At 57.3% G+C, this 11,502-nt stretch carries 18 protein-coding genes and 1 pseudogene; all 19 read left to right on the top strand.

Going from position 1 to position 11,502, the window contains the following annotated elements; all coding sequences use genetic code 11:
- Positions 1 to 27: 27 nt before the first annotated feature.
- Positions 28 to 450, top strand: a pseudogene (locus tag KY494_RS15995) (DUF817 family protein); the annotation flags it as partial.
- 100 nt (positions 451 to 550) lie between these two features.
- On the top strand, positions 551 to 1,225 hold the full coding sequence (gene creB / locus KY494_RS15990) for a two-component system response regulator CreB (RefSeq protein ID WP_219887484.1): 675 nt from the start codon (positions 551 to 553) through the stop codon (positions 1,223 to 1,225).
- Complete coding sequence (creC, locus tag KY494_RS15985) at positions 1,222 to 2,643, top strand: two-component system sensor histidine kinase CreC (protein WP_219887483.1); 1,422 nt, start codon at positions 1,222 to 1,224, stop codon at positions 2,641 to 2,643. The genes creB and creC overlap by 4 nt, the downstream gene beginning before the upstream one ends.
- A 248-nt stretch (positions 2,644 to 2,891) precedes the next feature.
- The gene (creD, locus tag KY494_RS15980; protein WP_219887482.1) at positions 2,892 to 4,301 is read left to right on the top strand and encodes a cell envelope integrity protein CreD; all 1,410 of its coding nucleotides are present in this window, start codon (positions 2,892 to 2,894) and stop codon (positions 4,299 to 4,301) included.
- A 215-nt stretch (positions 4,302 to 4,516) separates the two neighbouring features.
- Positions 4,517 to 5,173 (top strand): 50S ribosomal protein L3, encoded by a 657-nt coding sequence (rplC, locus tag KY494_RS15975; RefSeq protein WP_071079769.1) that lies wholly within the window; start codon positions 4,517 to 4,519, stop codon positions 5,171 to 5,173.
- Positions 5,174 to 5,176: 3 nt separating this feature from the next.
- The gene (rplD, locus tag KY494_RS15970; protein ID WP_034753197.1) at positions 5,177 to 5,797 is read left to right on the top strand and encodes a 50S ribosomal protein L4; all 621 of its coding nucleotides are present in this window, start codon (positions 5,177 to 5,179) and stop codon (positions 5,795 to 5,797) included.
- Complete coding sequence (gene rplW / locus KY494_RS15965; protein ID WP_010394398.1) at positions 5,794 to 6,111, top strand: 50S ribosomal protein L23; 318 nt, start codon at positions 5,794 to 5,796, stop codon at positions 6,109 to 6,111. The genes rplD and rplW overlap by 4 nt, the downstream gene beginning before the upstream one ends.
- Complete coding sequence (gene rplB, locus KY494_RS15960; protein ID WP_010394400.1) at positions 6,111 to 6,938, top strand: 50S ribosomal protein L2; 828 nt, start codon at positions 6,111 to 6,113, stop codon at positions 6,936 to 6,938. The genes rplW and rplB overlap by 1 nt, the downstream gene beginning before the upstream one ends.
- 10 nt (positions 6,939 to 6,948) lie before the next feature.
- Positions 6,949 to 7,224, top strand: coding sequence for a 30S ribosomal protein S19 (gene rpsS / locus KY494_RS15955; protein ID WP_008444295.1), 276 nt, complete (start codon positions 6,949 to 6,951; stop codon positions 7,222 to 7,224).
- Complete coding sequence (gene rplV, locus KY494_RS15950) at positions 7,221 to 7,553, top strand: 50S ribosomal protein L22 (RefSeq protein WP_170840583.1); 333 nt, start codon at positions 7,221 to 7,223, stop codon at positions 7,551 to 7,553. Before rpsS ends, rplV begins: the two co-directional genes overlap by 4 nt.
- A gap of 9 nt (positions 7,554 to 7,562) precedes the next feature.
- Positions 7,563 to 8,387: a 30S ribosomal protein S3 gene (rpsC, locus tag KY494_RS15945; RefSeq protein WP_034753199.1), complete on the top strand. Its 825-nt coding sequence runs from the start codon at positions 7,563 to 7,565 to the stop codon at positions 8,385 to 8,387.
- 2 nt (positions 8,388 to 8,389) lie between these two features.
- Positions 8,390 to 8,809: a 50S ribosomal protein L16 gene (gene rplP / locus KY494_RS15940; RefSeq protein WP_010394411.1), complete on the top strand. Its 420-nt coding sequence runs from the start codon at positions 8,390 to 8,392 to the stop codon at positions 8,807 to 8,809.
- A gap of 12 nt (positions 8,810 to 8,821) precedes the next feature.
- Complete coding sequence (gene rpmC, locus KY494_RS15935; RefSeq protein WP_010394412.1) at positions 8,822 to 9,013, top strand: 50S ribosomal protein L29; 192 nt, start codon at positions 8,822 to 8,824, stop codon at positions 9,011 to 9,013.
- On the top strand, positions 9,010 to 9,282 hold the full coding sequence (gene rpsQ / locus KY494_RS15930) for a 30S ribosomal protein S17 (RefSeq protein WP_010394415.1): 273 nt from the start codon (positions 9,010 to 9,012) through the stop codon (positions 9,280 to 9,282). Before rpmC ends, rpsQ begins: the two co-directional genes overlap by 4 nt.
- Positions 9,283 to 9,535: 253 nt before the next feature.
- Positions 9,536 to 9,904, top strand: coding sequence for a 50S ribosomal protein L14 (gene rplN, locus KY494_RS15925; protein WP_008444317.1), 369 nt, complete (start codon positions 9,536 to 9,538; stop codon positions 9,902 to 9,904).
- Between the two features lie 9 nt (positions 9,905 to 9,913).
- Positions 9,914 to 10,228 (top strand): 50S ribosomal protein L24, encoded by a 315-nt coding sequence (rplX, locus tag KY494_RS15920; protein ID WP_034753204.1) that lies wholly within the window; start codon positions 9,914 to 9,916, stop codon positions 10,226 to 10,228.
- 6 nt (positions 10,229 to 10,234) lie between these two features.
- On the top strand, positions 10,235 to 10,774 hold the full coding sequence (rplE, locus tag KY494_RS15915) for a 50S ribosomal protein L5 (protein ID WP_010394421.1): 540 nt from the start codon (positions 10,235 to 10,237) through the stop codon (positions 10,772 to 10,774).
- 2 nt (positions 10,775 to 10,776) lie between these two features.
- Positions 10,777 to 11,082, top strand: coding sequence for a 30S ribosomal protein S14 (rpsN, locus tag KY494_RS15910; protein ID WP_010394423.1), 306 nt, complete (start codon positions 10,777 to 10,779; stop codon positions 11,080 to 11,082).
- Between the two features lie 14 nt (positions 11,083 to 11,096).
- Positions 11,097 to 11,492, top strand: coding sequence for a 30S ribosomal protein S8 (rpsH, locus tag KY494_RS15905; protein WP_010394425.1), 396 nt, complete (start codon positions 11,097 to 11,099; stop codon positions 11,490 to 11,492).
- Positions 11,493 to 11,502: the final 10 nt, after the last annotated feature.

Raw genomic sequence — 11,502 nt, 5'->3', positions numbered from 1 at the left:
TGGTTTTTTTTGCCCTGCCATCGAGGCAAGGTGTTCGGCGTCCCCCTGTTTTCCGGCTTCATGTATGCGGCCGTCGGCAGCTACATCATCCAGACCTGGCGCCTGCTCGACATGCGGATCCGCCACCATCCGCCGTACTGGATGGCGGTGCTGATCGCGCTGCTCATCTACGCCAACTTCTTCACCCATCACTGCATCGGCGACTACCGCTGGTATCTGGCCGCCTGCGCGCTGGGCTTGTACGCGCGCACCACCGTGGTGTTCCGTCCGCTCGACCGCGACCGCGGCATGCCCTTGCTGCTCGGTTTCGTGCTGGTCGGCTTCTTTATCTGGCTGGCCGAAAACATCAGCACCTAATGGAGTGCATGGTCGCTGCTGGTGGTGATGACGTTCACCATCGTGGCCCACCTCAAGCACATCAAGGCCAGCATCCACGTCGCCCGGCCTTAGGTCGGGCGGCTTTTTGCCAGCGCACGGCAAGGCGCGCGATTGACGCCGCTTGCCCGCTTCAGGGATACTCCGGACTTGTCCATTAATGCGTGCCGCCGCCATGTCCAAGACTGTCCTGATCGTGGAAGATGAACAGGCGATAGCCGACAGCATCGCCTATGCCTTGCGCACGGACGGCTTTACGCCGCGCCATGTGACCTTGGGTGAGCAGGCGCTTGCCGTGCTGCGCAGTGAGGCCGCACCGCAACTGGTGGTGCTCGATATCGGCTTGCCCGACATGAGCGGGCTGGAAGTGTGTCGCCGGCTGCGCCAGTTTTCCGACGTGCCGGTGATCTTCCTGACGGCCCGCAGCGATGAAATCGACCGTATCGTCGGCCTGGAAATCGGCGCCGATGATTACGTCACCAAGCCGTTCTCGCCGCGCGAACTGGTGGCGCGCATCCGCGTCATCCTGCGCCGCGCTGGCGCGGGCGTCGCGCCGGCGCCGGCGCGTTTCGAGTTGCGCGCGCTGGAGGCGAGGGTACTGTTTCACGGCCAGCCGCTGGACCTGACCCGTTACGAGTACCTGCTGCTGAAAACCTTGCTGGAGCACCCGGGCCACGTGCTGTCGCGCGCGCAGCTGATGGAGCGCGTGTGGAGCGCAGCGCCCGACACGCTCGATCGTACCGTCGATGCGCATGTCAAATCGCTGCGTGCCAAGCTGCGCGCCATCGATGCGCAGGCCGACCCCATCCACACCCACCGTGGCCTCGGCTACAGCCTGGCCGGCGCATGAAGATCGGCCTGCGTATCCTGCTCGGCTACTTCCTGATCGTCGGCCTGGCCGCGTGGTTCTTGCTGAACGTCTTCGTGGAGCAGGTCAAGCCGGGTGTGCGCTCGACCCTGGAAGACACCCTGGTCGATACCTCGCAACTGCTGGCCAGCCTGGTGGCGCCCGACTTGAAGGCGGGCACGCTGGCGCAGTCGCCCGTGGCCGAGCGCATGCAGGACTATGCGCGCCATGGCGTGGACGTCAATATCAATGGCGTGCGCAAGCGCACGCTCGATTACCGTATCACCATCACGGACCGGCACGGCATCGTGCTGTTCGACTCCAGCGGCCGCGACGTGGGGCGCGACTATTCGCGCTGGAATGACGTGTATCTGACCTTGCAGGGCAAGTATGGCGCGCGCAGCACGCGCAGCCGGCCCGACGACGAGATGTCGACGGTGATGCATGTGGCCGCACCGATCCGCGACGGCAATGCAGTGATCGGCGTGCTGACGGTGGCCAAACCGAATGCCAGCGTGCAAGCCTTTGTCGAACGCAGCCAGCGCAAGATATTGCAGCGCGGCGCCATCCTGTTGCTGCTGTCGTTGCTGATCGGCCTGGCATTCGCCTGGTGGCTGCACCATGCGCTGGGCAAGCTGATGCATTACATCGGCGACGTGGAAGCAGGGCGCAAGGTGGCGCTGCCGGCGTTGGGCAATAATGAAATCGGCACCCTGGGGCGGGCGCTGGAGGCGATGCGCACGCGCCTGGAAGGCAAGGAATACGTGGAGCAGCTGATGCACGCCCTGGCGCATGAATTGAAAAGCCCGATCGCCGCCATCCAGGCATCGGCCGAGCTGCTGCAGGAAGACATGCCGCCGGCCGAGCGGCGCCAGTTCCTGGCCAGTATCCTGGAACAGAATGCGCGCCAGCGGCAACTGATCGACAAGCTGCTGGCCCTGGTGCGCGTGGAAAAGCAGCAGCGCCTGGATAAGCCCGAGCGCATCGCGCTGGGGCCGCTGCTGGCGCAAGTGGCGCAGGACGCGGCCGCCACCCTGGCGGCGCGCGGCGTGCGCCTGCAGGTGCAGGCGGAAGAGGGGAGCGTGGCGGGCGACGCCCTGCTGCTGCGCCAGGCGCTGGGCAACTTGCTCGACAACGCGGCTGGCTTCGCGCCACCGGGTAGCGGCATCGACCTGACGGCGCGGCGCCACGGCAGCCAGGTGGAAATTGCCGTGCGCGACCGCGGTGAGGGCATCCCCGCGTATGCGCTGGAGCGCGTCTTCGAGCGCTTTTACTCGCTGCCGCGCCCGAGTGCTGGCAAGAGCACGGGCCTGGGCCTGCCCTTCGTGCGCGAGGTGGCCTCGCTGCATGGCGGCACGGTCGAAGTGCTCAATCATGCGGAAGGCGGTGCCTGCGCGCGCCTGTGCCTGCCGCTGGCTTAGAGGCTATCCCAGTAGGGAGCGTCATCTGCTGGTAGTTCATCAGGAGCGCGGACAAGGCGTGAGGAGGACGCGTGGCGAGCCACGCGACGACGATCAACGCAGTCCCCGCTTCTGAGGGGCGCCAGCAGGGGATGTATTCATCTGCTGGGATAGGCTCTTGGCGTGCATTTATCTGCAGACTTCACACGCAGCGCATCATCAGCGCACATGATTTTTCTACACTGGCCGCCTTACTTCAAGGATGCGCCATGCAAAAAACTCTATTCGTCAAAGCGTTGATCGTGTTCGGCCTGATGTTGCTGATCGGCCTGCCTCTGCTGATGATTCAGGAAACGATCAAGGAGCGGATGGAATTCCGCCAGGAAGCCGTCAACAGCATCGCCGCCGATTCGGTGCGCGAACAAACCATCATCGGTCCCATCCTGGTGATTCCCTACACGGAGCAATATGAAGAGCGCGTGGAGGTGGCCAAAGGCGATGACAGGGATGCGAAAGCGCCTGTGCGCACGGAGTTGCTGCACCGCACGGTGCAGCGCCGCTTGCTCGTGTATCCGAACGACTTGCAGATCAATGGCAATATCGACACGGACCGCCGTTACCGCGGCATCCACCAGGTGCTGGTCTACAGCGGCCAGCATGCCTTCAAGGGAGATTTTACGTTGCCGGCCAGCACGCAGTTGCCGCGCAAGTCGCCGGACTCGCGCATGACCCTGGGCGCGCCTTTCGTCGCTCTGTCCATCGAGGACGTGCGCGGCATCCGTAATATCCCGAAAATCGACTGGGGCGGGCAGAAGATCGAGTTCGAGCAGGGCACCGACTTGTTTGCCTTCCGCAGCGGCCTGCATGCGCCGCTGGGCGCCATGCCGCTGGCGCAAGCGCAACAGGTGAAATTCAGCTTTGACCTGGGGTTGGACGGCATCGAACGCCAGCATTTCGTGCCGGTGGCGAAAAACAGCCAGATCCGCATCAAGTCGAACTGGCCCCATCCGCAGTTTGGCGGGCGCTTCCTGCCGTCGCCGAAACTCCGCCAGATCAACGCCGATGGCTTTCAGGTTGAGTGGAGCATCTCCTCGCTGGCCACCAATGCGCAAACGCAGCTGAGCACCATCGAGGGGGAATTCAAGGTGCCCGACAGTGCGCCGCTGGGCCAGGTGGACCGCTTCAGTGTGGGCTTCATCGAGCCGGTGAATGTGTATTCGCAATCGGACCGCGCCACCAAATATGGCTTGCTGTTCGTGGCGCTGACCTTTGCCGCCTTCTTCATCTTTGAAATCCTGAAGAGTCTGCCGATCCACCCGGTGCAGTACTTGCTGGTAGGCCTGTCGCTGGTGATCTTCTTCCTGCTGCTGGTGGGCCTGGCCGAGCACATCGCCTTCCTCGCCGCCTATCTGATCGCCAGCGCCGCCTGTATCGCGCTGACCAGCTTTTATCTGGCGCACGTGCTGCACAACGGCTGGCGCGGCATCGGCTTCGGCATGGCGTTGACGGCGCTGTATGGCGCCCTGTATGGCTTGCTGAGCTCGGAAAACAATGCGCTGGTGATGGGCAGCATCCTGTTGTTCGCCGTGCTGGCCGCCATCATGGTGGCGACGCGTAAAGTTGACTGGTATCAAGTGGGCAAGGGCGTAGCGGCACCCGCTGCAGAGCCGCATGAATAGGCGATGTATGCTACATTAGCCGACCTTTGCAGCGCCCCAGGCAACTGTCGCAGGGGCGTCGCGCAACACTTTGACATACCCCGTGTTAACTTGTTGCGTCAAGGGTTTTTGTGCTATATACTAGCCGGCTTCGGTATGGATTCGTCTTTTTTGGATCCTACGTTACTTTGTAGTTAAACAAGCCCCGCCCAATCGCAGGTGGGAATGGAGAAAAAATGAGCCTAGGCCTTCTCGGTCGCAAGGTTGGTATGATGCGCATTTTCACGGATGAAGGGGATTCGATCCCGGTCACCGTGTTGGACGTATCGAACAACCGTGTTGCGCAAATCAAAACCCCTGAAACAGATGGCTACTCCGCTGTTCAGGTCGCATTCGGTCAACGTCGCGCTTCCCGCGTGACCAAAGCTGTTGCTGGTCATCACGCTAAAGCTGGCGTTGAAGCAGGTACTCTGTTGAAAGAGTTCCGTGTCGATGCTGCTAAAGCCGCTGAACTGAAAGCTGGCGATGTTGTCGCTGCTTCCCTGTTCGAAGTCGGTCAAAAGATCGACGTGCAAGGCGTTACCATTGGTAAAGGCTATGCAGGCGTTATCAAACGTTATCACTTCTCTTCTGGCCGTGCAACGCACGGTAACTCGCGTTCGCACAACGTTCCAGGTTCCATCGGTATGGCACAAGATCCAGGTCGCGTTTTCCCTGGTAAGCGCATGACCGGTCATCTGGGTGACGTTAACCGTACGATCCAGAACCTCGTGATCGCCCGTATCGATGCCGACCGTCAGCTGTTGCTGGTCAAAGGCGCGATTCCAGGTGCGAAAAATGGCCAGGTAGTTGTCTCGCCAGCCATCAAAACCAAAGCCAAGAAGGGAGCTTAAACGATGGAACTCAAGCTTCTGAATGCGCAAGGTCAAGCCGCCTCGAACGTTGCTGCAGCCGATACGATTTTCGGCCGTGACTACAATGAAGCGCTGATCCACCAAGTCGTCATCGCGTATCAAGCGAATGCACGTAGTGGTAACCGCAAGCAAAAAGACCGTGAAGAAGTTCACCACACGACGAAAAAGCCATGGCGCCAAAAAGGTACCGGCCGCGCTCGTGCTGGTATGTCGTCCTCGCCACTGTGGCGCGGCGGTGGTCGGATTTTCCCGAACTCGCCTGACGAAAACTTCACCCACAAAGTGAACAAAAAGATGTATCGCGCAGGTATCTGCTCGATCCTGTCGCAGCTGGCTCGCGAAGAGCGCCTGATCGTCATCGACGATCTGACGATCGACGCGCCAAAGACCAAGCTGTTGTCGCAAAAATTGAACGGCCTGGGCTTTGATTCGGTTCTGATCATCACCGACGTTCTGAACGAAAACCTGGAACTGGCATCGCGCAACCTGCCTAACGTACTCGTCGTTGAGCCACGTCACGCAGACCCGATGTCCCTGGTGTTCTACAAGAAGATCCTGGTCACCAAAGCTGCATTGGCCAAGATTGAGGAGATGCTGGCATGAGCGCGATTTTGAAACATAGCGAAGAACGCTTGATGAAGGTGCTGTTGGCGCCCGTGATTTCCGAGAAGGCCACCATGGTCGCGGAAAAGAACGAGCAAATTGTATTCCGCGTACTGCCGGATGCAACCAAGCCTGAAATCAAGGCAGCGGTCGAACTGCTGTTCAAGGTTGAAGTTCTGTCCGTGCAAACTGCAAACCGCGAAGGTAAGCAGAAACGCACCGGCAAATTCAACGGTCGTCGTAACCATACCAAGCGTGCTTTCGTGTGCCTGAAGCCTGGCCAGGAAATCAACTTCTCCGAGGAGGCTGCATAATGGCACTCGTTAAGATGAAACCAACCTCGCCAGGCCGTCGCGGCATGGTAAAGGTGGTGAACCCAGACCTGTACAAAGGTCGTCCGTTCGCTGCCCTGGTTGAAAAGAAATCCAAGACCGCTGGTCGTAACAACAACGGTCACATCACCACCCGTCATATCGGTGGTGGTCATAAGCAACACTATCGCTTGATCGACTTCAAGCGCACCAAAGATGGTATTCCAGCGAAAGTGGAACGTATCGAATACGATCCAAACCGCACCGCGAATATCGCTCTGTTGTGCTACGCCGACGGCGAACGTCACTACATCATCGCAACCAAAGGCATGGCCGTTGGCGACAGCGTGATGAACGGTTCGGAAGCACCGATCAAATCGGGTAACTGCTTGCCAATCCGTAACATCCCGGTCGGTACCGTGATGCATTGCGTCGAAATGCTGCCAGGTAAAGGTGCCCAAATGGCACGTACCGCTGGCGCTGGCGTTGTGCTGATGGCACGTGAAGGTACCTATGCTCAAGTGCGTCTGCGCTCGGGTGAAGTACGTCGCGTGCACATCGAGTGCCGTGCAACGGTTGGTGAAGTCGGCAATGCCGAGCACAGCCTGCGTAAAATCGGTAAAGCTGGCGCGATGCGCTGGCGCGGTGTTCGTCCTACCGTTCGCGGTGTGGTCATGAACCCGGTCGATCACCCGCACGGTGGTGGTGAAGGTAAAACAGCAGCTGGTCGTCATCCAGTTTCGCCATGGGGCCAACAGACCAAGGGTAAGAAAACACGCAGCAACAAGCGTACGACTTCCATGATCGTCTCGCGCCGCGGCAAGAAATAAGGGGTAGCACATGACACGTTCATTGAAAAAAGGGCCGTTCTGTGACGCCCACCTGGTGAAAAAAGTTGAAGCCGCGCAAGCAGCCAAAGACAAAAAGCCAATCAAAACCTGGTCGCGTCGTTCGACAATCATGCCTGACTTTATCGGCCTGACGATCGCGGTTCATAACGGCAAGCTGCACGTGCCGGTTTATGTTTCCGAAAACATGGTTGGTCACAAGCTCGGCGAATTCGCACTGACCCGTACGTTCAAGGGCCATGCAGCTGACAAAAAGGCTAAGAAATAATGGAAACTAAAGCTATCCTCAAAGGTGTGCGCCTGTCGGACCAAAAGGGCCGCCTGGTTGCTGACCTGATCCGTGGCAAGAAAGTTGACGCTGCACTCAACATCTTGCAATTCAGCCCGAAAAAAGGTGCTGCGATCATCAAACGTGTTCTGGAATCCGCTATTGCGAATGCCGAGCACAATGATGGCGCGGACATCGACGAATTGTTCGTGAAAACGATCTACGTCGAAAAGGGCCCGGTCCTGAAGCGCTTCACCGCGCGTGCAAAAGGCCGTGGCGACCGTATTTCGAAACAATCCTGTCACGTTTACGTGACTGTCGGTAACTAAGGAGCCACGATGGGTCAGAAAATTCATCCAACCGGTTTCCGTCTGGCGGTCACCCGTAACTGGGCTTCGCGCTGGTATGCAGGCAACGGTAATTTCGCTGCCATGCTGAACGAAGACTTGAAAGCACGTGCTTACCTGAAAAAGAAACTGAAGAACGCATCCGTTGGTCGCATCGTTATCGAGCGCCCAGCCAAGAACGCGCGCTTCACGATCTACAGCTCGCGTCCAGGCGTGGTCATTGGTAAAAAAGGCGAAGACATCGAAGTACTGAAGTCGGCGCTGACCAAGATCATGGGCGTACCTGTTCACGTGAACATCGAAGAAATTCGCAAGCCAGAAATCGACTCGCAACTGATCGCCGATTCGATCGCTCAGCAGCTGGAAAAACGGATCATGTTCCGCCGCGCCATGAAGCGTGCAATGCAAAATGCAATGCGCCTGGGTGCTCTCGGTATCAAGATCATGTCGTCCGGCCGTCTGAACGGTATCGAAATCGCGCGTAAAGAGTGGTACCGCGAAGGCCGCGTGCCTCTGCATACCCTGCGCGCCGATATCGACTACGGTACCAGCGAAGCGTCGACCACCTACGGCATCATCGGTGTCAAGGTGTGGGTATACAAAGGTGACCGCGCGCCTAACGGCGATGCACCAGTCATCGATACCCCAGCTGACGAGAAGAAAAGCCGCGGCCCACGCCGTGACGATGGCAAGCCAGCTGGCCGTCCACGTCCAGCCGGTGCCGGTGCGAAACCATCCACAGCACCAGGTGCACGTGTGCGTACCGCCGCTAAACCGGCCGCCGCAGCAGCACCAGCTGAGAAAGCAGGAGAATAATCATGCTGCAACCAGCACGCAGAAAGTATCGTAAAGAGCAGAAAGGCCGTAATACCGGTATTTCGCACAGCCGCGGCACCGCCGTGTCGTTTGGCGAATTCGGTCTGAAGGCAGTTGCGCGCGGTCGTATCACTGCGCGTCAAATTGAAGCGGCGCGTCGTGCAATGACGCGTCACATCAAGCGCGGTGGCCGTATCTGGATCCGTATTTTCCCGGACAAACCGATTTCGAACAAACCGGCTGAAGTCCGTATGGGTAACGGTAAGGGTAATCCTGAGTACTACGTCGCTGAAATTCAGCCAGGTAAAGTACTGTACGAAATGGATGGCGTTGATGAAGCGCTGGCACGGGAAGCTTTCCGTCTTGCCGCCTCTAAACTGCCACTGGCGACGACGTTTGTCATCCGCCAAGTCGGCCAATAATTGGAGTTGTATATGAAAGCATCTGAACTCCGCGGCAAAGACCAGCCAGCTCTGCAAAAAGAGCTGAATGACTTGTTGAAGGCACAGTTCGGCCTGCGTATGCAAATCGCTACGCAGCAGCTGAGCAACACTTCGCAGCTCAAGAAGGTACGCCGCGATATCGCGCGTGTGAAGACGGTAATGAATCTGAAGGAAGCCAAATGAACGAACCAGTGAAACAGTCGCTCAAGCGCACGCTGATCGGTAAAGTGGTTTCGGACAAGATGGACAAGACCGTTACCGTTCTGATCGAGCGCCACGTAAAACATCCTTTGTATGGCAAGATCATCATGCGCTCGAACAAGTATCACGCGCATGACGAGACCAACCAAGTCAAGGCCGGTGATACGGTCGAGATCCAGGAAGGTCGCCCGATCTCCAAAACGAAGGCATGGACGGTAACACGTGTGGTTCAAGCCGCACCAACCGTTTAAATAAAAACCACCGTTTCGGCGGTGGCTTTTAATTAGTACTTGCAGGCCCGCAAATTGTATGTAATACTTGCGGGCTTCGTTCATGTAACGCCGCAAAGTGTCTGGCCACAGACAGTAGCATTCGCGGTCAGTTGATGTATGAAGGTCATGCACCCAAACAGTGAAGCCCAGCAGGGCGGCTCTGGCGGGACCAAGACTGACCGTGGGTCTACATTGTGTGGATTCTTCGGCTTAAGTTGGGAAAGAGAATACTATGATTCAAACTGAAAGCCGGCTCGAAGTGGCTGACAATACCGGTGCCAAAGAAGTAATGTGCATCAAGGTATTGGGCGGCTCCAAGCGCCGTTATGCTGGCATTGGCGATGTGATCAAGGTAACCGTCAAGGTTGCTGCGCCACGTGGCCGTGTCAAAAAAGGTGAAATTTATAACGCCGTGGTTGTGCGCACCGCTAAAGGTGTTCGCCGCCAAGACGGTTCCCTGGTGAAGTTCGACGGCAATGCCGCCGTTCTGTTGAACGCCAAGCTGGAACCGATCGGTACCCGTATTTTTGGACCTGTCACACGCGAACTGCGTACTGAGAAGTTCATGAAAATCGTGTCCCTGGCACCGGAAGTCCTGTAAGGAGTCGTAATGGATAAGATTCGTAAAAACGACGAAGTCATCGTTCTGACCGGGAAAGACAAGGGCAAACGTGGTGTGGTACAGCAGCGTATCGATGCTGAACATATCGTGGTTGACGGCATTAACATCGCTAAAAAAGCGACTAAGCCAAACCCGATGACTGGCGTAACTGGTGGTATCGTCGATAAGACCATGCCAATTCACGTGTCCAACGTTGCATTGTTTAATGCAGCGACTGGCAAGGCAGATCGCGTGGGTTTCAAAGAAGTGGACGGCAAGAAAGTTCGCATCTTTAAATCCTCCGGCGAAGTAGTGAAGGCTTAAGAAATCATGGCACGTCTCCAAGAATTCTATAAAGAAAAAGTCGTTGCCGACCTGACCAGCAAGTTTGGTTACAAGTCGGTAATGGAAGTTCCACGCCTGACCAAAATCACCCTGAACATGGGTGTTGGTGAGGCAATCGCGGATAAAAAAGTTCTCGAGCACGCAGTTGCTGACTTGACCAAGATCGCCGGCCAGAAGCCAGTGACCACCAAGTCCCGCAAAGCGATCGCAGGCTTCAAAATCCGTGAAGGTTATCCGATCGGTACGATGGTCACCCTGCGCGGCGCTCGCATGTACGAGTTCCTGGATCGCTTCATTACCGTGGCTCTGCCGCGCGTACGCGATTTCCGTGGTGTGAACGGCCGTGCATTTGATGGTCGTGGTAACTACAACATCGGTGTCAAGGAACAGATCATTTTCCCTGAAATCGAATACGACAAGATTGACGCGTTGCGCGGTATGAATATCAGCATCACGACAACCGCTAAGACCGATGACGAAGCCAAAGCTTTGCTCGCCGCCTTTAAATTCCCTTTCAGGAACTGATCATGGCCAAACTGTCACTGATTAATCGTGAGATCAAGCGTGCTGACCTGGTGGCGAAATTCGCCCCTAAGCGCGAAGCTCTCAAGGCCATCGTCGATGATCAATCGAAATCGGAAGAAGAGCGCTACGAAGCTCGCCTGAAATTGCAGGCGCTGCCACGTAACTCGAACCCGACGCGTCAACGTAACCGTTGCGCCATCACTGGTCGTCCGCGCGGCACATTCCGTAAATTCGGTCTGGGTCGTATCAAGCTCCGTGAATTCGCCATGCGTGGTGAAATTCCGGGTATGACAAAAGCAAGCTGGTAATAGGAGAATATGCAATGAGTATGAGCGATCCTATCGCCGATATGCTGACCCGCATTCGCAATGCACAAGGCGTGCAAAAGACGACCGTGGCCATGCCATCGTCGAAAGTCAAAATTGCGATTGCCAGCGTCCTGAAGGACGAGGGTTACATTGAAGATTTCGCTGTTACCGAAGCTGGTGGCAAAGCGGAACTGAAAATCGGTTTGAAGTATTATGTTGGCCGTCCCGTCATTGAGCGCTTGGAGCGCGTGTCCCGTCCGGGTCTGCGCGTCTACAAGGGTAAAGACGAGATCCCTGTTGTGATGAATGGCTTGGGTGTGGCGATCGTGTCGACTCCGCAAGGCGTCATGACTGACCGCAAAGCACGCGCTACCGGTGTCGGCGGCGAAGTTATTTGCTACGTGGCTTAAGGAGTTACAC

This window comes from Janthinobacterium sp. PAMC25594, assembly GCF_019443505.1.
In the GTDB taxonomy this organism is placed as follows: domain Bacteria; phylum Pseudomonadota; class Gammaproteobacteria; order Burkholderiales; family Burkholderiaceae_D; genus Janthinobacterium.
The sequence above is the reverse complement of the archived record's forward strand: the minus strand, read 5'-3'. Positions and strand labels throughout refer to the sequence as shown.